22 protein-coding genes and 1 tRNA gene are annotated in these 21,858 nt (G+C 73.2%); 14 read left to right on the plus strand and 9 right to left on the minus strand.

The annotated features are described in order from the left end of the window. Positions 1-149: 149 nt before the first annotated feature. The 3 genes from ACF07N_RS27395 to ACF07N_RS27405 all read left to right on the plus strand — a co-directional run bounded on the left by ACF07N_RS27395 (position 150) and on the right by ACF07N_RS27405 (position 3,352). Complete coding sequence (locus ACF07N_RS27395; protein WP_392117799.1) at positions 150-1,091, plus strand: ROK family protein; 942 nt, start codon at positions 150-152, stop codon at positions 1,089-1,091. Next, entirely contained in the window at positions 1,091-2,302 is a 1,212-nt protein-coding gene (gene nagA / locus ACF07N_RS27400) for an N-acetylglucosamine-6-phosphate deacetylase (RefSeq protein ID WP_392117802.1), read from the plus strand. Before ACF07N_RS27395 ends, nagA begins: the two co-directional genes overlap by 1 nt. Positions 2,303-2,422: 120 nt before the next feature. Further along, positions 2,423-3,352, plus strand: a complete 930-nt coding sequence (locus ACF07N_RS27405) for a 1-phosphofructokinase family hexose kinase (protein ID WP_392117804.1) — start codon at positions 2,423-2,425, stop codon at positions 3,350-3,352. Between the two features lie 15 nt (positions 3,353-3,367). On the opposite strand, the gene ACF07N_RS27410 is transcribed toward ACF07N_RS27405, so the two are convergent. Next, entirely contained in the window at positions 3,368-4,318 is a 951-nt protein-coding gene (locus tag ACF07N_RS27410; protein ID WP_392117807.1) for a carbohydrate-binding protein, read from the minus strand. A 118-nt stretch (positions 4,319-4,436) separates the two neighbouring features. Further along, the gene (gene cdgB, locus ACF07N_RS27415) at positions 4,437-6,095 is read right to left on the minus strand and encodes a diguanylate cyclase CdgB (protein ID WP_392117810.1); all 1,659 of its coding nucleotides are present in this window, start codon (positions 6,093-6,095) and stop codon (positions 4,437-4,439) included. A 357-nt stretch (positions 6,096-6,452) separates the two neighbouring features. Here cdgB and ACF07N_RS27420 point away from each other — a divergent pair, with 357 nt between their 5' ends. Further along, positions 6,453-7,037, plus strand: a complete 585-nt coding sequence (locus ACF07N_RS27420; protein ID WP_392117813.1) for a flavin reductase family protein — start codon at positions 6,453-6,455, stop codon at positions 7,035-7,037. A 43-nt stretch (positions 7,038-7,080) separates the two neighbouring features. Then, a complete protein-coding gene (locus tag ACF07N_RS27425; RefSeq protein ID WP_392117816.1) occupies positions 7,081-7,548 on the plus strand; it encodes a GNAT family N-acetyltransferase in 468 nt (155 codons plus the stop codon). Positions 7,549-7,655: 107 nt separating this feature from the next. Here ACF07N_RS27425 and arfB read toward each other — a convergent pair whose 3' ends face one another. Then, positions 7,656-8,093: an alternative ribosome rescue aminoacyl-tRNA hydrolase ArfB gene (arfB, locus tag ACF07N_RS27430; RefSeq protein WP_392117819.1), complete on the minus strand. Its 438-nt coding sequence runs from the start codon at positions 8,091-8,093 to the stop codon at positions 7,656-7,658. A 159-nt stretch (positions 8,094-8,252) separates the two neighbouring features. On the opposite strand from arfB, the gene ACF07N_RS27435 reads away from it, so the two are divergent. Next, a complete protein-coding gene (locus tag ACF07N_RS27435) occupies positions 8,253-8,828 on the plus strand; it encodes a TerD family protein (RefSeq protein WP_031113707.1) in 576 nt (191 codons plus the stop codon). Positions 8,829-9,042: 214 nt separating this feature from the next. Here the strand turns inward: ACF07N_RS27435 and ACF07N_RS27440 are convergent, their stop codons facing one another. Beyond that, the gene (locus ACF07N_RS27440) at positions 9,043-10,476 is read right to left on the minus strand and encodes a M1 family metallopeptidase (protein WP_392118079.1); all 1,434 of its coding nucleotides are present in this window, start codon (positions 10,474-10,476) and stop codon (positions 9,043-9,045) included. A gap of 7 nt (positions 10,477-10,483) precedes the next feature. On the opposite strand from ACF07N_RS27440, the gene ACF07N_RS27445 reads away from it, so the two are divergent. After that, positions 10,484-10,984, plus strand: a complete 501-nt coding sequence (locus ACF07N_RS27445; protein ID WP_383344851.1) for a hypothetical protein — start codon at positions 10,484-10,486, stop codon at positions 10,982-10,984. A gap of 56 nt (positions 10,985-11,040) precedes the next feature. Here ACF07N_RS27445 and ACF07N_RS27450 read toward each other — a convergent pair whose 3' ends face one another. Further along, positions 11,041-11,787, minus strand: coding sequence for a pentapeptide repeat-containing protein (locus ACF07N_RS27450; RefSeq protein ID WP_392117822.1), 747 nt, complete (start codon positions 11,785-11,787; stop codon positions 11,041-11,043). A gap of 70 nt (positions 11,788-11,857) precedes the next feature. Here ACF07N_RS27450 and ACF07N_RS27455 point away from each other — a divergent pair, with 70 nt between their 5' ends. From ACF07N_RS27455 to ACF07N_RS27465, 3 genes are read left to right on the plus strand one after another with little or no spacing between them, the layout of a single operon-like run. After that, entirely contained in the window at positions 11,858-13,018 is a 1,161-nt protein-coding gene (locus ACF07N_RS27455) for an FAD-dependent oxidoreductase (RefSeq protein ID WP_392117825.1), read from the plus strand. Positions 13,019-13,074: 56 nt separating this feature from the next. Further along, positions 13,075-14,058, plus strand: coding sequence for a zinc-binding dehydrogenase (locus tag ACF07N_RS27460; protein ID WP_392117828.1), 984 nt, complete (start codon positions 13,075-13,077; stop codon positions 14,056-14,058). 50 nt (positions 14,059-14,108) lie between these two features. Then, the gene (locus ACF07N_RS27465; RefSeq protein ID WP_392117830.1) at positions 14,109-15,038 is read left to right on the plus strand and encodes an aminoglycoside phosphotransferase family protein; all 930 of its coding nucleotides are present in this window, start codon (positions 14,109-14,111) and stop codon (positions 15,036-15,038) included. Between the two features lie 16 nt (positions 15,039-15,054). Here the strand turns inward: ACF07N_RS27465 and ACF07N_RS27470 are convergent, their stop codons facing one another. The 3 genes from ACF07N_RS27470 to ACF07N_RS27480 form a co-directional block, all read right to left on the minus strand. Further along, on the minus strand, positions 15,055-15,234 hold the full coding sequence (locus ACF07N_RS27470; RefSeq protein ID WP_392117833.1) for a hypothetical protein: 180 nt from the start codon (positions 15,232-15,234) through the stop codon (positions 15,055-15,057). A 246-nt stretch (positions 15,235-15,480) separates the two neighbouring features. Further along, positions 15,481-15,554: transfer RNA gene (locus tag ACF07N_RS27475), tRNA-Thr, on the minus strand. Positions 15,555-15,640: 86 nt separating this feature from the next. Then, positions 15,641-16,075: a DUF3224 domain-containing protein gene (locus ACF07N_RS27480; RefSeq protein WP_392117840.1), complete on the minus strand. Its 435-nt coding sequence runs from the start codon at positions 16,073-16,075 to the stop codon at positions 15,641-15,643. Between the two features lie 173 nt (positions 16,076-16,248). Between ACF07N_RS27480 and ACF07N_RS27485 the strand changes: the two genes are divergently transcribed. The 4 genes from ACF07N_RS27485 to ACF07N_RS27500 all read left to right on the plus strand — a co-directional run bounded on the left by ACF07N_RS27485 (position 16,249) and on the right by ACF07N_RS27500 (position 20,032). Next, positions 16,249-17,217, plus strand: coding sequence for a helix-turn-helix transcriptional regulator (locus tag ACF07N_RS27485; RefSeq protein ID WP_392117843.1), 969 nt, complete (start codon positions 16,249-16,251; stop codon positions 17,215-17,217). 204 nt (positions 17,218-17,421) lie between these two features. Beyond that, on the plus strand, positions 17,422-18,510 hold the full coding sequence (locus ACF07N_RS27490) for an ABC transporter ATP-binding protein (protein WP_383335334.1): 1,089 nt from the start codon (positions 17,422-17,424) through the stop codon (positions 18,508-18,510). A 218-nt stretch (positions 18,511-18,728) separates the two neighbouring features. After that, the gene (locus ACF07N_RS27495; protein WP_383335332.1) at positions 18,729-19,184 is read left to right on the plus strand and encodes a hypothetical protein; all 456 of its coding nucleotides are present in this window, start codon (positions 18,729-18,731) and stop codon (positions 19,182-19,184) included. Positions 19,185-19,300: 116 nt separating this feature from the next. Continuing rightward, positions 19,301-20,032, plus strand: coding sequence for an NDP-sugar synthase (locus ACF07N_RS27500; RefSeq protein ID WP_383335330.1), 732 nt, complete (start codon positions 19,301-19,303; stop codon positions 20,030-20,032). Between the two features lie 85 nt (positions 20,033-20,117). Here the strand turns inward: ACF07N_RS27500 and ACF07N_RS27505 are convergent, their stop codons facing one another. Next, positions 20,118-21,842, minus strand: coding sequence for a DoxX family membrane protein (locus ACF07N_RS27505; RefSeq protein WP_392117847.1), 1,725 nt, complete (start codon positions 21,840-21,842; stop codon positions 20,118-20,120). Positions 21,843-21,858 lie beyond the last annotated feature (16 nt).

Genomic DNA, 21,858 nt, shown 5'->3' on the forward strand with positions numbered 1-21,858 from the left:
GACGCTGCACCGCTGCTCTTCCCCAACCCTGGCGTCCCGCACCGCACTCCGGCACGGTCCGCCACCCGAAACTTTTCGATATCCGGATTAAGGTCTACACCACGTGAGTGGACTAGACCTCTTGCGGGTCCCCGGGCACACTGTCCTCCGTGAGACATGTCATCGCCCTCGACGTGGGCGGCACCGGGATGAAGGCCGCCCTGACCGGGCCGGAGGGCGAGGTCCTGCACCGCGCCCGCCGGGCCACCGGGCGGGACCGGGGCCCGGACGCCGTCGTCGCCGGCATCCTCGACTTCGCCGCCGAGCTGCACGCCTACGGCGCCGAGCGGCTCGGCACGCCCGCGTCCGCCGCCGGCGCGGCCGTCCCGGGCATCGTCGACGAGGCCGGGGGCGTCGCCGTCTACGCGGCCAACCTCGGCTGGCGCGACGTCCCGCTGCGCGCGCTGCTGGCCGAGCGGCTGGGCGTCCCCGTCGCCCTCGGGCACGACGTGCGCACCGGCGGCCTCGCCGAGGGCCGGGTGGGAGCGGGCCGGGGCGCCGACCGCTTCCTGTTCGTGGCCCTGGGCACCGGCATCGCGGGCGCCATCGGCGTCGACGGCCGCGTGGAGGCGGGCGCGCACGGCTTCGCGGGCGAGATCGGCCACATCGTCGTACGCCCCGGCGGGACCCCCTGCCCGTGCGGCCAGCGCGGCTGTCTCGAGCGCTTCGCCTCGGCCGCGGCCGTCAGCGAGGCCTGGGCGGCCGCCTCCGGCACCCCGGGCGCGGACGCGGCGGACTGCGCCAAGGCCGTGGACGCCGGCGACCCGCGGGCCCTCGCGGTCTGGCAGCAGGCCGTCGACGCCCTGGCCGACGGCCTGGTCACGGCCCTGACCCTGCTGGACCCGCGCACGCTGATCATCGGCGGCGGTCTCGCGGAGGCGGGGGACACCCTGTTCACACCCCTGCGGGAAGCGATCCGCAGCCGCATCACCTTCCAGAGGCAGCCGTCCCTCGTCCCGGCGGCGCTGGGGGACGGTGCCGGCTGTCTGGGGGCGGGCCTGCTGGCCTGGGATCTTCTGGCATCGACCGACCGTACGGAGGTAACGCCCTGATGGCAGCCCACCCAGGGGCGCGGGGAACTGCGCGACCAGCCACCCACCACCCGCACCCCGCCACGGCCGACCGCCCCACGGTCCTGACCGGTGCGACCGTGGTCCTGCCCACAGGAGCCGTCGAGAACGGCCGACTGGCCGTCGACGGCACCCGCATCACCGCCGCCGCCCCCGAGAACGCCCAGGTCATCGACGTCTCCGGCCACTACGTGGTCCCCGGCTTCGTCGACCTGCACAACCACGGTGGCGGCGGAGCCTCCTTCACCTCCGGCTCGGTCGACGACATCCTCAAGGGCATCCACACCCACCGCCTGCACGGCACGACCACCCTGGTCGCCTCCACCGTCACCGGCTCCATGGACTCCCTGGCCCGGCGCGCGGGCCTGCTCAGCGAACTCGCCGAGCAGGGCGAGATCGCGGGCATCCACTTCGAGGGGCCGTTCATCTCCCCCTGCCGCAAGGGCGCCCACTCCGAGGAGCTGCTGCGCGACCCGGACCCGGCGGAGGTCCGCAAGCTGATCGACGCGGCCCGGGGCCGGGCGCGGATGGTCACCCTGGCCACCGAGCTGCCCGGCGGCCTGGACTCCGTACGCCTCCTGGCCGACCACGGCGTGATCGCGGCCGTCGGCCACACGGACGCGACCTACGAGCAGACCGTCGAGGCCATCGACGCGGGCGCCACCGTCGCCACGCACCTCTTCAACGCGATGCCGCCGCTCGGCCACCGCTCCCCCGGCCCGATCACCGCGCTGCTGGAGGACGAGCGGATCACGGTCGAGCTGATCAACGACGGCACGCACCTGCACCCGGCCGCCCTCCAGCTGGCGTTCCACCACGCGGGCGCCCACCGGGTCGCCTTCATCACGGACGCGATGGACGCGGCCGGCTTCGGCGACGGCCGCTACTGGCTGGGCCCCCTGGAGGTGGAGGTCGCCGACGGCGTGGCCCGGCTGGTGGCGGACGGCACCATCGCCGGCTCGACCCTCACGCTGGACCGGGCCTTCCAGCGGGCGGTCACCGTCGACGGCCTGTCCGTCGAGGACGCGGTGGCGGCGCTCTCGGCGACTCCCGCCCGGCTGCTCGGCATGGCCGACACGATCGGCTCACTGGAGCCCGGGAAATCCGCCGACCTGGTGATCCTGGACTCCGCGTACGAGCTCAAGGGCGTGATGCGCCGGGGCGAATGGGTGGTCGGTCCCCAACTGGGCTGATACATCCACCAGTAGGGAGACGGTGGCCGACTCCAGGACTGGGCCGGCCGCCGTCTCTTTGGCATGATCGGGCTTCCGGACCGTTCATGTCAGCCAGCACATCGGGGGAGGTCGGCCCAGGTGATCCTCACGGTCACACTGAACACCGCTCTCGACATCACCTACCGCGTCCGGTCCCTCAGGCCGCACGCCTCCCACCGCGTCTCCGAGGTGATCGAACGCCCCGGCGGCAAGGGCGTCAACGTCGCCCGGATCCTGGCGGCGCTCGGGCACGAGGTGACGGTGACCGGCTTCACGGGCGGGGCGACGGGCCGGGTCGTCCGGGAGCGGCTCGCGGCGGTCACGGGAGTGGCGGACGCCCTGGTCCCGGTCGCGGGCGCGACCCGCCGCACGATAGCCGTGGCCGACGCGCACACCGGCGACACGACCCAGCTGAACGAACCGGGCCCGACGATCACCACCGCCGAGTGGTCCGCCTTCCAGGAGGCCTACGAGGACCTGCTGCACGGCGCCTCGGCCGTGGCCCTGTGCGGCAGCCTGCCGCCGGGCGTGCCGGTGGGCGCCTACGCCGGCCTGGTCCGCACCGCGCGGGCCGCCGGGGTCCCGGTCCTGCTCGACACCAGCGGCGAACCGCTGCGCCGGGGCGTCGCCGCCCGGCCCGACATCATCAAGCCGAACGCGGACGAACTGGCGGAGCTGACCGGCTCCCACGAGCCGCTGCGCGCCACCCAGGACGCCCGCCGCCGCGGCGCCGGCGCGGTGGTCGCGTCCCTCGGCCCGCAGGGCCTGCTGGCGGCCACCCGCGAGGGCCGCTGGCGCGCCGCCCCGCCGGCTCCGCTCCGGGGCAATCCGACGGGCGCCGGGGACGCGGCGGTGGCGGGCCTGCTGTCGGCCCTGACGGAACACCTCCCCTGGCCGGACCGCCTGACCCGGGCGACGGCCCTGTCGGCGGCGACGGTGAGCGCACCGGCGGCCGGGGAGTTCGACCGGGGGCTGTACGAGGAGCTGCTGGAGAAGGTGGCGGTGACGGCGGAGGTCAGCGCGGCGTGAGCGCGCCGGGCGGGCTCAGTCCTTGACCTGGCCGGCCTTCAGCCGGAGCTGGTCCAGCAGGACGTTGCACTTGTCGCCGGCCTCGCAGGAGACCGTGATCGTGTTCGTGCCCTTGTTCAGGGTCGGCCAGGCGTAGGTCTCGGTCCAGCCCTTGGCGAAGTCGCCGCCCTTGGCCCCGGTGAAGTTGCCCATGTTCAGCTTGCTGCCGAAGGGCTTGCCGTTGACGGTCAGCGTCATCTTCTGGTCCTCGTCGACCGTGCTGTACCGGGCGAAGACCGTGTACACGCCGTCCTCGGGGATGCCGTTGACGGTCCACGTGACGGAGGAGCCGGGCTGGTTGAGGTTGCCCACGTAGATGCCGCCGTCGGACTGGGCGCCCTGCACGTCCTGAGCCAGTGCCGCGCCACCGCCGAGGCGCAGCGCCTTGGCGTCGATGGTCGGCAGGTCGGCCTCGCTCCCACCGTCGGCCTCGCTGGCCGAGGGGCTCGGCCTCGACTCCTCGGACTGGGTCGGGGCCGTGCCCGACGCGCCGTCCGACTCGTCCTTGTCCTTGTCGCCGCCGACCATCGCCACGCCGATGCCGATCACGACCGCGGCGACCACCGCGATCGCGCCGATCAGCAGGCCCTTCGTGTTGGGCCCGCGCCCGCCCCGGCCGCCGCCGTGGCCGCCGGACGCCATCGCCGTCTGGGTCGTGGGCGCGCCGCCGGGCAGCGTCTCCGGCGCCGCGTAGTGCGCGCTGGGCTGCCCGTAGGCGCCCTGCTGCTGCGGGACCTGCCCGTAAGCCGCCTGCTGCTGCGGCTGGCCGTACTGACGCGTGCCGACCGCGCGTACCCGGTTGACCGAGTTCGGGTAGCCGTATCCGCCGGACGGCGGCTGGGCTCCGTTGGCCTGCCCGTCGGCGTAGAGATAGCCGAACGGGTCGTCGTCCTCGGGCGTGCTCGCGCCGTTGTTGCCGGGCGTCATCCCTTGGTCTCCTCAATCAGGTGCGGTGCATGCGGTACGGGTCGTGAGAACGCGAGCCTACCCGCTCCCAGTGACCCAAACAGGTGACTCAGACCGCATCAACTCGCTGACCAGGGGTTCACCCCGCGCGTCTGTGTTGTTTGGGACGAGATCGTTTCTCGACGTACATCCGCTCGTCGGCGGATTTCAACACTTCGTCCGCCGTCATTCCACAGTGTGCCCATCCGATGCCGAAGCTGGCGCCCACCCGGACGGCCCGCCCCTCGGCGCGGATGGGCTGGATGATCTCGTTGCGCAGGCGGACCGCGAGGTCCTGCGCGTCGGCCCGGCCGAGCCCGTCGGCCAGGATGACGAATTCGTCACCCCCGAGCCGGGCGACCGTGTCACCGTCGCGCACGCCGTTGCTCAGCCGCCGGGCGACCTCGATGAGCACCGCGTCACCCGCGTTGTGCCCGAACCGGTCGTTGATCGACTTGAAGCCGTCGAGGTCGCAGAAGAGCACCGCGAGCCCCTTGGTGCCGTCGTCGTGGTCCCCGTCAGGGGCGACGGTGTGCACATGGTGGTCGTAGGCGTCGTACGGCTCCACGCCCTGCCGGAAGTCGAAGCCCGGCCCGACCACGTCGAAGGCGGGGTGGCCGTAGGCCGCGTCGTGGGACTCGGCGACGGCGGAGTGCGGGGTGGTGCGCTGGCACAGGCGCGCGGAGAGCCGGGAGCGCAGCTCGGCGGAGTTCGGCAGGCCGGTGAGCGAGTCGTGCGAGGCGCGGTGGGCGAGCTGGAGCTCGCGGCGCTTGCGCTCCTCGATGTCCTCGACGTGGGTGAGCAGGAAACGCGGCCCGTCGGCGGCGTCCGCGACCACGCTGTTGCGCAGGCTGACCCAGACGTAGGTGCCGTCCCGGCGGCCCAGGCGCAGCTCGGCGCGGCCGCCTTCGGCGGAGGTCCGCAGCAGGGTGCCTATGTCCTCGGGGTGGACCAGGTCGGAGAACGAGTAGCGGCGCATCGCGGAGGCCGGGCGGCCCAGCAGCCGGCACAGGGCGTCGTTGGTGCGCAGGATCCGGCCGTGCTGGTCGCCGCCCATCTCGGCGATGGCCATGCCGGACGGGGCGTACTCGAAGGCCTGCCGGAAACTCTCCTCGCTCGCCCGCAGCGCCTGCTGCTCGCGCTCCAGGCGGACCAGGGCGCGCTGCATGTTGGCGCGCAGCCGGGCGTTGCTGATCGCGATGGCGGCTTGGAAGGCGTACATCTGCAGCGCCTCGCGGCCCCAGGCGCCGGGCCGGCGGCCGTTGCGCGGCCGGTCCACGGAGAGCACGCCGATCAGCTCGCCGCACGTACCGCTGCCCTTCGGGGCGGGCGCGTACATCGGCGCGAAGAGGCGGTCGGAGGGGTGCCACTCGTCCTCGAAGCGGGGGGCGGGGCCGTCGGTGTACCACTGCGGGACGTCGTCGTCGTCCAGGACCCAGCCCTCGGTGTGCGGTATGAACACCAGGTCGCCCCAGTGCTCACCCATGCCGAGGCGGCGCTCCCAGGACTCGCGCGAGCCGACCCGGCCGGTGATGAGAGCCTCGGCGGCGGGGTTCCCGGCGAAGGCGGCGACGACGAGGTCGCCGTCCGGCCGGACCAGGTTCACGCACGCCAGCTCGTACCCCAGGGCGGCGACGACGCCCTCCGCGACGGTCTGCAGTGTGTCCGCCAGGCTGCGGGCCGTGTTCATGTCGGCCATGACCTGGTGCAGTTGCCGCAGGGAGGCAAGGCGGACGTAGGGCTCCGACTCGGTCTCCATGCTCGCCCTCCCCCCGAGTACCTCGCAGCGAATCAAGAATCAAGGGTTCTCATCGGCGTACTGTCCTGGCAGCTTCCCCGCCACTGAATCACAGCGCGCTGCCCACTCGGTACACAGGGTCAACAATTCCTGCCCCTTGTGACTCAAGTCACAGGCAAACCTGAACAATTGAGTGGAGTTTCTGCGTTCTTCACGTGCGTCTACCGAACGCAGCCTTTGTCAGGTTGCGCACATCTTCTTCCCGGGTGTCCGCCGTGGCCGGCCGGGGTCGGTCGCGAGTCCTAGGACCGCTACCGGGACCGTGATCGGGCGGGAGCCCGATGCGGAGCGTGCGGGACGGAGACTAGCGTCTGTCCCGTGCCGAACTCTCCCGCCGCCCCGTCCCCGGTCATCCCGCCGCCCGCCTCCGGGCATCCTGAGGGGGTGAGCAACGACGAGTTCCGCGCCGCCATGTCCCAGCTGGCCTCGGGTGTGGTCCTGGTGACCGCGCAGGAGCCGCCGCTCGACCCGGACGACCCCACCGCGCCGGGCGGCGAGGACGTGGGCATGACGGCCACGGCCTTCCTCTCGGTGTCCCTCGACCCGCCCCTGGTGCTGGTGAGCCTGCGCAACGGCTCCCGCATGGACGAGCTGCTGGAGGAGCAGGAGCTGTGGGCGGTCTCGGTGCTGTCCGAGAGCCAGCGGCACATCGCCGGCCGCTTCGCCATGAAGGGCCGCGTCAGCGACCGGCTGCTGTTCGCCGACATCCCGTACACGCGCGGCGCGTACACCGGCGCGCCGCTCGTCGGCGGCGCCCTGGCCGTCCTGGAGTGCCGCACCGAACAGCGTGTGCCGTCCGGCGACCACACGCTGGTCATCGGGCGCGTCCTCACCGCCCGCGTGCCGAGCGCGGAGGGCGGCCCGCTCACGTACTTCCGCGGCCGCTACCGGCAGTTGGGCTGATAAACCGTTTCTCCGGCCCGGGCCGCGCGTCTAGGGTGCGCCCATGACCACGACCGGCCCGCGTCTCGAGGAGATCACCCCGGCGAACCTCGACGCCGCCCTCGGCATCCGCGTCCACTCCGCCCAGGAGCACACGGTCGCCCCGGTCGTGAAGTCGCTGGCGGAGGCGTACGTCCACCCGGAGGTCGCCTGGCCGCGCCTGATCGTCGACGGGGACCGCCCGGTCGGCTTCCTCATGGCCTTCCTCGACATCGACTGGTACGAGGACGGCAGCGTCCGCCGCTCCGGCCTGTGGCGGCTGAACATCGCGGCCGCCGAGCAGGGCATGGGATACGGCCGGTTCGCCGTCGAAGCGGTCGCCCGGGAACTGCGCCGGCGCGGCACCGGGCAACTCTACGTCTCCTGGCACCCGGGCCCCGACGGCCCCGAGGACTTCTACCTGGGCCTCGGCTTCCGCCCGAACGGCGAGAGGAGCGGCGGCCAGACGGTGGGGGTGCTGGAGCTGTTCTAGGGCCTGCCGTTCGGATCGGGTCGCGGGAGAGTGACCTTGCTGTTCCACGCCGGTGAGCGTGGTGCGTGCCGGATCACGCGTCCGCGGCGTGATCCGAACGACAGGCCCTAGCTCCAGTTCTGCGGGGAGCGGCCGCGCTTGGTCTCCGAGCGCTGCTTCTTCTCCCGCAGCCGGCGTTCGTTGATGCCGCGCGGGATGCGGGTCGGCCTGCGCGGCTTGGGCGGGGGCGCGGTCGCCTCGGCCAGCAGGGCGGCCAGGCGCACGGCGGCGGCCTCGCGGTTGCGCCACTGGGAGCGGTGCTCGGAGGCCCGTACGGTGACGACCCCGTCCACCAGGCGCCCGGCCAGGCGCTCCAGCGCCCGCTGCTTCCACACCGGGGGCAGGGCCTCGGTCCCGGCCAGGTCGAAGCTCAGCTCGACCTTGGAGTCGCTGGTGTTGACGTGCTGCCCGCCGGGCCCCGAGGACCGCGAGAAACGCCACATGAGCTCGGCCTCGGGCAGGAGGACGGAGCCGCGGATGACATGGGGACCGGACATGCCGTCCATGTTCCCGTTCCCGTCGGGTCCACGTCACCCGAATATCCGAGGTAAAGAAAGTAAAGGACCTGGAACCTCGCGTACCCCTCTCCACGTTCAAGGGGGTAGCTGTAGCTTCGTTGCCGCAGCTTCTTTGCCGCACGTAAACGAGGGAAGGGACTCCCAACAATGGCTGTAAGCCTGTCCAAGGGTGGCAACGTCTCGCTCACCAAGGAGGCTCCGGGCCTGACCGCCGTCACCGTGGGCCTCGGCTGGGACGTCCGCACCACCACCGGCACGGACTTCGACCTCGACGCCTCCGCGATCGCGGTCAACAACCAGGGCAAGGTCTACTCCGACGCCCACTTCGTCTTCTTCAACAACAAGCAGACGCCGGACAACTCCATCGTCCACACCGGTGACAACCGCACGGGTGAGGGCGCCGGCGACGACGAGGCGATCAACGTCAACCTGGCCGCGCTCCCGGCCGACATCGACAAGATCGTCTTCCCGGTCTCGATCTACGACGCCGAGAACCGCAGCCAGAACTTCGGCCAGGTGCGCAACGCCTACATCCGCATCGTGAACCAGGCCGGCGGCGCCGAGATCGCCCGCTACGACCTGTCGGAGGACGCGGCCACGGAGACGGCCATGGTCTTCGGCGAGCTGTACCGCAACGGCGCCGAGTGGAAGTTCCGCGCCGTCGGCCAGGGCTACGCCTCGGGCCTGGTCGGCATCGCCCAGGACTTCGGCGTGAACGTCTGATCCACGCCCGAGCCAGGTGAGGAAAGCCCCCGGACCGGACGACCGGCCCGGGGGCTTCACCCCCTCAGGGGCGCGGGCCGCTTCCTTCCCGGAGGCCCGGACGGCTTCTCGCTCAAGGGCGCGGGGAACTGCGCGGCAAGCCCCCACCAGCTTCAGCACGGCACGGAGCACCCGAGCCACCGCGATGCCCGTACCGCCGCCAGGGCGCCGCGCGTCAGGGCCGCTCCGGCCTGCCCTCCCCGTACAGCCAGTCGTCCCAGACGCCCGCCCAGTCCTTGCCGGGCGCCCGCCGCTCCACGTACGCCGTGAAGTCGGCCGTGCCGGCGTTCCCGTGCCGGTACTCGGCCGCCCAGCCCTTCAGGATCGCCCGGAACCGCTCGTCGCCGACGGTCCGGCGGACCTTGTGCAGCACCATCGCGCCCCGCCAGTACACCGGCGGGTCCGAGATCCGCGCGGCGCTCGGCGGATCCGCCGGGGGGAACGCCCAGACGGCCTCGCCGGCCTCCGCCGTGGCGAAGTACTCGCCCGAGTACAGCGCGTCGAAGGTCTCCTGCGCGCTCCGCCCGCCGTGGTCCTCCTCCCAGAGCCACTCCGCGTACGTCGCGAAGCCCTCGTTGAGCCACATGTCCCGCCAGCTCTCCGGCGAGACGGAGTCGCCGTACCACTGGTGCGCGAGCTCGTGCACGAGGAGCGTGATGTCCGGGGCGCCCGGGAAGACCGGCCGCGTCTGGGTCTCCAGCGCGTAACCGAGGTCGGGCGCGTGGTCGACGATCGCGCCGGCAGTGGAGAAGGGGTAGGGACCGAACCGCCGCTCCGCCCAGCGCAGCACCTCCGGGATCCGCCCGAGCACCGGCCGGCTCGCCGCCGCCTCCGACGGGTCGACGGCCGTGTACACGGGCAGCCCGCCCCCGGCCCGGGAACGGCTGATGTCGAAGCGGCCGATCGCGAGCGTGGCGAGGTAGCTCGCCATCGGCTCGGAGGTCCGCCACACGAACGTCGTACGGCCCCGCGCGGTCGTCTCGCCCCGCAACTCCCCGTTGGACACGGCCCGCAGTCCCCGGGGCACCGTCACCGACAGGTCGTACGCAGCCTTGTCGGAGGGGTGGTGGTTGCCGGGGAACCACGTCATCGACCCGGTCGGCTCGCCCACCGCCAGCACCCCGTCCGCGGTGCGCAGCCAGCCCTCCCGGGAGCCGTCCGGGTCGGTGACGGTCCCGGGCGAGCCGGAGTAGCGGACGCTCACCCGGAACGTCTCGTCCCGGCCGATGTCCCGGCCCGGCCGGACGGTGAGCTCCTGCCCCGCGCGGTTGAACCGGGCCACCTCGTCGTCGACGGTGACCTTCCCGACCTCCAGGCCGAGCAGGTCGAGGGTGAAGGCCGAGAGGTCCTGCGTGGCCCGCGCGGTGAGGGTGGCCGTGCCGGTCAGGTGGTGCGCGTCCGGGTCGTAGGCGAGGCGCAGGCCGTAGTGGGAGACGTCGTAGCCGCCGTTGCCCGCCTTCGGGAAGTACGGGTCGCGTACGCCGGAGCCGCCCGGGGTGCCGTGCACTCCCCCGCCGCACCCGGTGAGGACGAGAAGGCAGGCGAACAGGGCGGGGACAACAGGTACAGATCGGGCCACGCCCGCGATCCTACGGTCGCGTGACACCATCACCTGCGTGCTCGACATCGGCTACGCCCTCTCCAACCGCTTCCCCGACCCGCCGCAGACCGACTACCGCCGCGCGGACGTCCGCGCCCTGCGGCACGACCTGTTCTGCGGTGACGTCTACCTGGCGGACACCACGACCGACCACGAGGTGTCCACAGCCTGGGGATGGGTGCCGGTGCTCGACTTCGCGTGGGCGCTGTGCGACATCGTGGAGCGGATCGACCGCGACCCGGCGGGCTCCCGGGCGTCCCGGCCCCAGCGGGCCGAGCTGGACTTCACCGAGTCGACCGACCGGATGCTCTTCGAGCGCCGCTTCGGGTGGGTGGACATCGAGGCCGACTGGATGCGTGCGGAGGAGCCCCCGCTGACCGTCTCCCACGCCGAACTGCGCCGTGAGGCGCGGGACTTCCTGCACGACCTGATCGCCGACCTGACCGACCTGCACGACGACCTCGCGGAGAACCCGGCGATCTGGACCCTCCAGGCCCGCTTCCCGCGCCTGCCGTAGCGGCCGGACGCCCCGCTCCGCGCCCTCGCCGGCCCTTCCCGCCGACTCGGCGACGATCAGCCCTCCACCCTGATCCCCCACTGCGCCGCCAGCGCCGGTGCCAGGTCCAGGAGCTGGGCCGGGCTGATCACCGCCCCGGCGAGCCGGTCCAGGCCCCGGCTGATCTCCACGGACGCGGCCCCGCGCAGATCGACGTCCACGAGGGTCGCCGCGTGGAGGTCCGCCCCCTTCAGCGCGCAGTCCACGAACTCCACCCGCTCCAGACGGGCCCCGCCGAAGTCCGGCTCGACGAGCACGCAGCCCTCGAACACGACGTCTCTGAGCCGGGCCGTCCGCAGGTTCAGATAGTCGATCTTGCCGCCGCGGATCAGCACCCGCTCCAGCACCGCCCCGTGCAACTGCGGCCCCCCGAGGCGCGTGTCGGTCAGCTCCACGTCCCGCAGGGTCGCCTCGGCGAGATCCGTACCGACGCCCCGGACGCCGCCGAGGACCGAGTCCAGGATCCGGGCGTGCCGCAGCCGCGTCCCGTCCAGGGCGCAGTCCGTCACCGCGCAGTCCATGAACCGCGCGCCCGAGCCGTCCTGCCCGGTGAGGTCCCGCTCCCGGAAGTCCAGCCCGTCGTAATCCCCGTCCGGCTCCAGCCCACCTCCCTCGTACGGCTCCAGCACGGGCAGCCGCACCTGCGGGCGCCTCGCCCCCTTCACACCCGGACCGCCCGCCGCTCTCCTCGCCATGCCCCCATGCTGCACCCCGCCACTGACAACGCCCCCGGCCTGCGCGGACACCGGCGGGACACCCCCCATGTCACATTCCGCGCCCCTCACCCGGTCGTCCTACCGGAAGGCCATCACGACCCGAGGGAGACGCCCAGTCATGCACCGCATCACCGTCATCGGCGGCGGCTTCGCCGGACTGACCGCGGCCATCACCGCCGCCGAGGCCGGCGCCGAGGTCACCGTCCACGAGGCCCACCACACCCTCGGCGGCCGGGCCCGCACCGCCGAGGGCCCCTACCGCACCAACGAGGGCCCGCACGCCCTCTACAACGGCGGCCCGCACTGGGCCTGGCTCAAGCAGCGCGACCTCATCGGCCCGCTCGCCCCGCTCCCGCCCCTGGAGGCGGCCCGCCTCCGGCTGCGCCACCAGGGGGTACTGCGCCGCACCCCACCCTTCGCGATGCTGAAGCTGCTGCGCCGGACCGCCGCGCAGGCGCCCGTGGACGCCGACTTCCTCACCTGGGCTGCCGGCATCGCGGGCGAGGAGGGCGCCCGGGCCGCCGCCCACTACTCCGCCGTCGCCCTCTTCCACCACGACCCCGGCTTGCTGTCGGCCGCGTTCGTGCAGGAGCGCCTGCGCCGCGCCACCAAGCTGCCGCCCGAGGCGCACTACCCGCGCGGCGGCTGGGCGAGCGTCATCGACCGGATGGCGGCCCGCGCCTGGAACCTGGGCGTCCGCATCGAGACGATGTCCCGCGTCGACACGCTCCCCACCGACACGCCCGTGGTCGTCGCGACCTCTCTCGACGCCGCCCGGCGCCTGCTCGGCGACGACTCCCTGACCTGGCCGAGCGGCCGTACCGTCCTGGTCGACCTGGCCGTCCGCACCCGCCGCGGGGACGCCTTCGCGGTCTCCGACCTGGACGCGCCCGGCTGGCTTGAGCGGTTCACCGCCCAGGACCGCACCCTGGCCCCGGCCGGCGAGCAGCTGATCCAGGGCCAGATCCCGATCGCCCCGCACGAGTCGAAGTCCGACGGCACCGCCCGCGCCGAGCAGCTGCTCGACCTGGGCTTCCCGGGCTGGCGCGAACGCGTCACCTGGCGGCGCGAGGCCGTGGCGAACGGCCGTACGGGCGCGGTCGACCTGCCCGGCACCGGCTGGCGCGACCGGCCGGCCGTGGACCGGGGCGACGGTGTCTATCTCGCCGGCGACCAGGTCGCGGCCCCCGGCGTGCTGTCGGAGGTCTCCTTCAACAGCGCCCTGACGGCGGTGTCCCTGGCCCTCGGGCGGCGGGAGCTTGACCTCGAGCAAGCTTGACGTTGAAGGCTGGGTCCGCCCACGACGGGCAGACCGACCGACACGAGGAGCCCACCATGCGCGCCGTCCGCCTGCACGCCTTCGGCCCGGCCGAGAACCTCACCTACGAACGGGTCGAGGACCCCCGGCCGGGCCCCGGCCAGGTCCGCATCGCCGTACGGGCGGCGGGCGTCCACCTCCTGGACGCGGCGCTGCGCGAGGGCATGCCGGGCGGACCGGCGAACGAGCCGGCGGCCCTGCCCACCGTCCCCGGGCGCGAGGTCGCCGGCGTCGTCGAGTCCCTGGGCGCGGACACCGACCCGGACTGGCTCGGCAAGCGGGTCGTGGCCCACCTGGGCTTCGTCCCCGGCGGCTACGCCGAACTGGCCGTCACCGACGCGACCCGTCTGCACGAGATACCGGGGAACCTGGACTTCGCCGAGGCCGTCGCCATGATCGGCACGGGCCGTACGGTCATGGGGATCGTGCAGTTCGCCGACCTGGGGCCCGGCTCGGTGGCCGTCGTCCCGGCCGCCGCCGGAGGCATCGGCACCCTCCTCGTGCAGTACGCGAAGAACGCCGGCGCCACCGTCGTCGGGCTGGCGGGCGGGCCGGAGAAGGTCGCACGGGTGCGGGCGGGCGGCGCCGACCTCGCCGTCGACTACACCGACCCGGGCTGGCCCGGCAAGGTCCGCGTCCACCTCGGCGGCCGGACCGCCACCGTCGTCTTCGACGGCGTCGGCGGCGCCGTGGCCCGCGAGGCCGTCGCCCTGCTCGGCCCCGGCGGCCGGCACATCGTCTTCGGCTGGTCCGGCGAGGGCATCCGGCAGGGCGGTCCCTACCTCGTCGACGGCGTCTCCGAGCAGGTCCTGGGTCCGGTGATGCTGGAGAGGGCCGGCGGCCCCGACCCCGTCCGCACCCTCGAACTGCGCGCTCTCACCGAGGCCGCCGCGGGCCGGCTCACCCCGGCCGTGCAGCGCTTCCCCCTCGCCGGGGCCGCGGCGGCGCACCGCGCGCTGGAGAGCCGGGGGACGATCGGCAAGGTGGTCCTGGAACCCTGACCGCGACGGCCCTCCCAGCACCGGAGGGCACCGTTCCCCGCTCAACTCGCATGACAGCCCGGCACACTCCCACTACCGTGCCGGACGTGATCGAGATCCCCCCGGACCTTGCCGCCGCGCAGGAGAAGTACAACGGCGAGGCGGGCCGCGCCTTCATCGCCGGGCTGCCGGACCGGACGGCCCGCTTCCTCGACCACTGGGCGCTGACCCCCGACGGTCCGCCCATGCACGGCGTGTCCGCCCTGGTCCTCCCGGTCCGCGGCCGGGACGGCACGCCCGCGGTCCTCAAGCTCCAGATCCTCGACGAGGAGAGCGAGGGCGAACCCGTCGCCCTGCGCTGCTGGAACGGCGACGGGGCCGTCCGCCTCCTCGACCACGACGAACCCACCGGCACGATGCTGCTGGAACGCCTCGACGAGACCCGGATGCTCTCCCACGTCCCGGACGCGCACCGGGCCGTCACCACGATCGCCGAACTCCTCGCCCACCTCACCTCGTTCGCGGCCCCGCCCGGCCTGCGCGGCCTCGGCGACATCGCCCGGGACATGCTCGACCGGACGCCCCGGGCACTGGCCCGCATCCCGGACCCCGAGGCCCGCGGCCTGATCGCGGACTGCGCGGCAGCCGTCCGCGAGGTCGCCGGCGAACCGGGCGACCGGCTCCTGCACTGGGACCTGCACGACGAGAACGTCCTGGCCTCCGACCGCGCCCCCTGGCTCGCGATCGACCCCAAGCCCCTGGCCGGCGACCCCGGCTTCGACCTGTGGCCGGCCCTCGACAACCGCTACGACCCGGACGACATCCGCTGGCGCTTCGACGCGATGACCGACATCCTCGCCCTGGACCGCGCCCGCGCCCACGCCTGGACCCTCGGCCGCCTCCTCCAGAACGCCCTGTGGGACATCGAGGAAGGCCGCCCGCTCGACGACACCCAGCTGGAAACGGCCCGCCGCCTGAACACCCTCAGACCCGGCCGCTGAAGCCCCGCCCCCCGGCCTACCGCGCCACCTCATCGACCCGCCACCCGACGGCCCCGGAAGCCCCCTCAACCCCGTCGACGTCGATCCCGACCCGCGCGGGGACGTCCACGACCCGCCGCCGCACCGGAACCCCGTCGCAGTCGACGAACAGCTCACCGACGGTGTCCACCTCCTCGACCCCCAACGCCTTTTCCACCCGCTGCTCCAGGACCCTCATCCGGTCGGGGGGCGCGGACGGCGAGGCACTCGTCCCAGAGGCCGCGGACGGCCTCCCCCTGCCCTCGGAACCGCCGCCGCATCCGACGATGAAGGCGGCACACAGGACCGGAACGACCAGGGCCGCACCGCCCCGCGGGCCCCTCGATGACGCCATCCGGCCGCGCCCCTCCCCCTCAACCACGAAACCCCAGGTCAGAACACATCCGACCTGGGGTTTCAGCAGAGCCCCCTGTCGGATTCGAACCGACGACCTACGCATTACAAGTGCGTTGCTCTGGCCAGCTGAGCTAAGGAGGCGCGCGCACGGTGGTGCCGTGCGCGAAGCGGCACCACTGTACACAGAGCCCGTCACCCCGAGCCACGAAGTTCCCACCGGCCCGGTCTCACTCGATCTCGTAGGAGAACCGGTACGCCACAGCCGTCTCGCCGTGCCGCGCGGTGAAGCCGCCCTCCCCCTTCAGCCCGGCCAGTTCCCCGCTGCCCGACCCCGGCACCACCTCGAACGAGCAGTGCACCGTGCCGTCCTCGTCGAACCGGCCCCGCTCCTCCACCGCGAAGCTCCCCTCGCGTCCGTCGACGCGGCCGGTGAGCAGTTCCATGCCGCTGAAGGAGCCGGTCTTCGCGGTGACGTAGACGATGGAGTACTCGCAGTGCGTCCCGGCCGCCTCGATGCCGCCGCTGAACGTGTTGCGGACGGCGGCGTGAGCGAGCCGCGGGGCCGTTCCCCCGTCCGCCCCCTCCGGGCCGATCAGGCGTTCCTGCCAGTCGGCGAAGGTGAAGTGGCCGGTCGTGGTGGTGGTGCGGGTGGTGGCGGGCATGGTGGTCCTCTCGTCCGTGGGTGGAGGGCGGCCGGGCAGCCGGTGCGCGCGTGTGCGGAGCTCCGGTGCAGCCGTTGCCGCCCGCTGCCGTGATCAGCTCCGACCTGACCAGCCTCGGCCCCGTACCTGACACCTCCTGTCAGGTACGGCCCACCCGCCCCGACAATGGCCCCATGCGCGCCGACCGGCTCCTCTCCCTCCTCCTGCTGCTGCAGAACCGCGGGCGGATGACCGCCCCCGAGCTCGCCGCCGAGCTGGAGGTGTCGGTGCGGACCGTCTACCGGGACGTCGAGGCGCTGGGCGCGGCCGGGGTGCCGGTGTGCGCGGACCGCGGTCCCGAGGGCGGTTACCGGCTGGTGGACGGGTACCGGACACGGCTGACCGGCCTCACCGACGCCGAGGCGGGCTCGCTGTTCCTCGCCGGGATGCCCGGCCCGGCGCGCGACCTCGGGCTCGGGGCGGTCCTGGCCAGTGCCCAGCTGAAGGTGCAGGCGGCCCTGCCCGCGGGGCTGGCCGAGCAGGCGCGGCTCGTGCAGGAGCGGTTCCACCTGGATGCTCCGGCCTGGTTCCGCGAGGCCGACCCGGTGCCGTGGCTGGAGGCGGTCGCCGCGGCCGTCTGGGAGCGCCGGGTGCTGCGCGTGCACTACCGGCGGTGGCGGGGCGAGGTGCGCAGGGAGCTGCGGCCGCTGGGGCTCGTGCTGAAGGGCGGCATCTGGTACCTCGCCGCCCTGACGGAGGAGGCCGTGCGCACGTACCGGGTCTCGCGCCTGCTGGCCGTCGAGGACACCGGGGAGCGCTTCGACCGCCCGGCCGGGTTCGACCTGGCCGCCTACTGGGCGGAGTCGTCCCGGCGCCTGGAGGCCGCCCTGCACCAGCAGACGGCCCGGGTGCGGCTGTCGCCGCGGGGGCAGCGGCTGCTGCCGATGCAGTTCGGGACGGCGGGCGTACGGGCCCTGGAGAGCGCCGGCGCGCCGGACGCGGACGGCTGGGTGGAGGTGGAGCTGAGCGTGGAGGCGGAGCCGGTGGCCGTCGGGGACCTGCTCCGGCTGGGCCCGGAGGCGGAGGTGCTCGGGCCGCCGGGGCTGCGCCGGGCGGTGGCCGCCGCGGTGACCGGGCTGGCGGCCCGTTACGCCCGGGCGTGACCGTGCCTTCCGAGGGCAGGCCGCCGCTTCGAAAATTTCCGCGAAGTTCACACGGCCGGAACTACTGACAGACGTGTGAACGCCAGGTACCGTCCTGAGCCAGTTCACACGCGTGGACTACACCACAACGGAACACCGTCGTGGCACCACCTTCCTACTCGGATCGTCCGGCACGTTCCTGCCGGTAGAAGGGGTTCATTCACCATGGCCACTGTGCAGTTCGACAAGGCGACCCGGATCTACCCGGGTTCCACCAAGCCCGCCGTGGACGCGCTCGACATCGACATCGAGGACGGCGAGTTCCTCGTCCTCGTCGGCCCGTCCGGCTGTGGCAAGTCCACCTCGCTCCGCATGCTCGCGGGGCTCGAGGACGTCAACGCCGGCGCCATCCGCATCGGTGACCGCGACGTCACGCACCTGCCGCCGAAGGACCGGGACATCGCCATGGTGTTCCAGAACTACGCGCTGTACCCGCACATGACCGTCGCCGACAACATGGGCTTCGCGCTCAAGATCGCCGGCGTCAACAAGGCGGAGATCCGGCAGAAGGTCGAGGAGGCCGCGAAGATCCTCGACCTCACCGAGTACCTGGACCGCAAGCCGAAGGCCCTCTCCGGTGGTCAGCGCCAGCGTGTCGCCATGGGCCGTGCCATCGTGCGTGAGCCGCAGGTGTTCCTCATGGACGAGCCGCTGTCCAACCTGGACGCCAAGCTCCGTGTCTCCACACGTACGCAGATCGCCTCGCTCCAGCGCCGCCTGGGCATCACGACCGTCTACGTCACCCACGACCAGGTCGAGGCCATGACGATGGGCGACCGCGTCGCGGTCCTCAAGGACGGTCTGCTCCAGCAGATCGACACCCCGCGCAACATGTACGACCGGCCCGCCAACCTCTTCGTGGCCGGCTTCATCGGCTCCCCGGCCATGAACCTGGTCGAGGTGCCGGTCACCGACGGCGGCGTGAAGTTCGGCAACTCGGTCGTGCCGGTGCAGCGTGACGCGCTCTCCGCCACCAGCGACAAGACCGTCACGGTCGGCGTCCGCCCGGAGCACTTCGACGTGGCCGGCCCCGAGTCCGAGCAGGGCCTCGCGGTCACCGTCAACGTCGTGGAGGAGCTCGGCGCCGACGCCTACGTCTACGGCACCGCCAAGCTCGGCGACGACGCGAAGGACCTCGTCGTCCGCGTCAACGGCCGTGACGTCCCGGAGAAGGGCAGCCAGCTGCGCGTCGTCCCGCGCTCCGGCGAGACCCACGTGTTCTCCACGTCGACCGGCGCGCGCCTGTCCGACTGATCAATCAGCGAACGCACAACCCCGGGTGAATCACCCAGGTTGACGAGAAGGGCCCCGTGACCTGCCGCGGGGCCCTTCTCGTTGTCGACAAATACCCCGGCAGACCGGACGTTTCGAGCGTTGTGCGTCAACCCTGTACCCAAAAAGGGGCACTTCCTCATCCCCCGAACCGGTGACTAAATGTCTACAAACCATTACCGGGCGCTACCCTCACACGCGTGAAGCACTCCAACAACCCTCAGACGCGACGCGGCCGGGGCCCCGCCCGCCGGATCGGCCGCACCCTCGCTTTCGTCCTGCCCGTCGTCCTGGTGCTCTCCGGGACCCTCGCGGTCACCCGAGTCAACTGGTCGGGCAACTCCACCGACCCGGTGCTCACCGCAGCGGACACCGCCACGTCCGCCGGCGCCTCCCGCGCCGCAAAGCGCGCCCCGCAGGACGTCCTGCGCGACAGACTGCTGACCGAACTGCAGGAGGAGAACCCGGGCGTCGCCCTCACCCACCTCCAGCAGGCCGTCAACGGCCGCCCGTCGCTGGCGAAGCACTGCAAGTCCATCGCCCGCGCCCTCGGCCAGGCGGCCGTCCGGGTCTACGGCCCGACCCGCGCCCAGTCCTACGCCCGCCCGGTCTGCGACACGGCCTTCGCCACAGGTGTCGCCGCGGCACACAGCTGAGCGCGCGGCCCCGGCGCAGGCCGCCGGACGCGGAAGGCCGCAAGCCGGTAGCAGCCGACGCGGGAAGCCTCTTCCCCCCGTCATCCGGGGCGGGACGCCACGTACAGTTCGGTCTCATGAGCGATCCGAACGCCGCGTCCCGCCCCGTTCAAGCCGTCGTTCTGGCCGGCGGCCAGGGCTCCCGGCTGCGTCCGTACACCGACGACCGGCCCAAGCCGATGGTGGAGATCCCCGGGACGGGGACTCCGATCATCGGCCATCAGCTGTCCTGGCTCGCCGAGGAGGGCGTGACCGACGTCGTGGTCTCCTGCGGCCACCTCGCCGATGTGCTGCAGAAGTGGCTGGAGACGGCCGACCTGCCCCTCTCCGTCACCACCGTCGTCGAGCCCGAGCCCCTCGGCCGCGGCGGCGGTCTCAAGTACGCGGCGGCGCGTCTTCCCCACCCCGACCGCCCCTGGTACGCCACCAACGGGGACATCTGGACGCGGTTCTCGCTGCGGGACATGGCCGGCTTCCACGCCGAGCGCGACGCCATCGCGACGGTGGCCCTGGCGCGGCCCCGGCTGCCGTGGGGCGCGGTGAAGACCGACGGCTTCGGCCACATCACCGACTTCATCGAGGCCCCGCCCTCGACGTTCGAGATCAACGCGGGCGTCTACGTCTTCTCCCCCGAGTTCGCGGGGCTCCTGCCGCAGCGCGGTGACCACGAACGCACGACGTTCCCGCACCTGGCCCGCGAGCGGCGCCTGGCCGGGTTCACGATCCCGCAGGGGTCGTACTGGCGGGCCATCGACACGGCCAAGGACCTGACGGAGGCGGCCAGGGAACTGGCGGCGCTGGGACGCTGAGAGCGCCGCGTGTGCCCCGGGCACGCGGAAGGGCCCCGCACCTCGTGGTGCGGGGCCCTTCCCGTTGCCCGTGGGTGCCGGCCGGTCAGCCCAGCAGCCCGCCCACCAGGCCGGGGCGGCCCGTGGACGAGGAGCCGTCGCCGCCGGTGCCACCGCCGCCGGTCGAGCCCGAGCCGCCGGTGGCGCTGCCGCCGGACGTGGGACCGGAGGTCGTGGTCGGGGCCTGGTCGACCGGGGAGGACTGCTGGGGCGGGGCCTGGCCCCCGGTGCCCTGGGTCTGGCTCGGGGAGCCGCCGGTGACCGTGCCGCTGTCGCGGGTGGCGTCCGGCCGGGTCGTGGTGCCCGCGCTGGGGCTGGCCGATCCGGCCGTGGCGCCCTGCGTGGGCGAGGTGGAGGCCGACGGGGTCCGCTTCTCCTGCCGCTTGCCGCCGGGCTCGCCGGGGAGCGGGGAGCCGGGCAGTTCGTTGCGCGGGGCCTCGCCGGGGCCCGGGACGACGACCCGGTCGGCGTCGCGGACGGCTCCGCCGAGCAGCGAGCCGACGAGCAGGGTGAGACCGACGGCGACGGCGGTGACCAGGGCGCCGCGGCGCAGCACGTAGCGGCGCAGGTCCCAGATGTCGGCGCGGGGGCCGAGACGCCGCCAGGCGCTGCCGGCCAGACGGCCGTCGACGGAGTAGACGGGGGCACCGGCGATGATCAGCGGGGACCAGGCGGCGAGGTAGATGATGTCGGGCGTCTCGTAGGCCGGGACGCTCTTCCAGCTGACCGTGACCAGCAGCGCCGCGGAGAGCAGGGCGCCGAAGGCCGCGGCGACGCGCTGCCAGCAGCCCAGGACCGTCAGCACGCCGACGACGACCTGCGCGAAGGCGATGACCAGACCGGAGCCCACCGGGTGTTCGAGCGCGAACTGGCGCAGCGGCTCGGCGACTTCCCAGGGGTGCAGGGTGTTGAGCCACTTCACCATGGAGCCGCGCTTGCCGCCGTCGAAGTAGACGGGGTCGCACAGCTTGCCCATGCCGGCGTAGATGGAGATGAAGCCGAGGAAGACGCGCAGCGGGAGCAGGACGACGCCGAGGTTCATCCGGCGGCCCGGGTAGTAGGCGTGCCGCGCCGGATCGTCGCCGTGCCGCCTGGAGCGCCGCCCGACCGTCTCCTCCTCGGCGCCGCCGTCCTCGAACTCGCCCTCTTCGTACGGGGCTTCGTCGTAGGAGGCGTCGTCGTAGGCGGCTTCGTCGTAGGCGCTGCCGACCGTGCGCATGGGGGGCAGCAGCCGGGTGCCGTCGGCGGGGTCGTGGGAGCGCTGGGGGCCGACGACGGGGGTCTCGACGGTCTGGACGAGGTCGTCCTCGTAGCCGTCGCCCTCGTATCCGGTGGCGTAGCCCGCGCCCTCGTGGCCGGCGTTCACGCGGGAGATGACCCGGGTGGCCCCGGTGTCGGCAGGGGGCTCCTCGGCGTGCCGGACGCTTTCGTGCCGCACGGCCTGCAGGAGCCGGTGGGCGCCGGTGTCGTCGGGCGCGGATCTGCCGCTCCAGACGACCGGCCGGCGCCGGGCGGTGGCCCCGTCCGCCGCGCCCCCGGCGGTGACGACGGGGATGCGGGCGGTGTCCTCGGTGGCGTTCAGATGCCGTGCGACCCGGGGGGACTGGACGCGACGCGCCGAACCGCCCAACTGCACGCGGAAACTCGCGTGGTTGACGATCACCTGCGCCGGGTCGCTCGGCACCTTCACCATGCTCAGCGCGGGAGCGTCGTCGAGTCCCGACGAGCGGTCCCCCGTGGGTGTGCGGGGTGTTCTGGTGTCCACACTCATCTAACCGAGTGACGTC

The organism is Streptomyces sp. NPDC015242 (assembly GCF_043079125.1).
Lineage (GTDB): Bacteria > Actinomycetota > Actinomycetes > Streptomycetales > Streptomycetaceae > Streptomyces.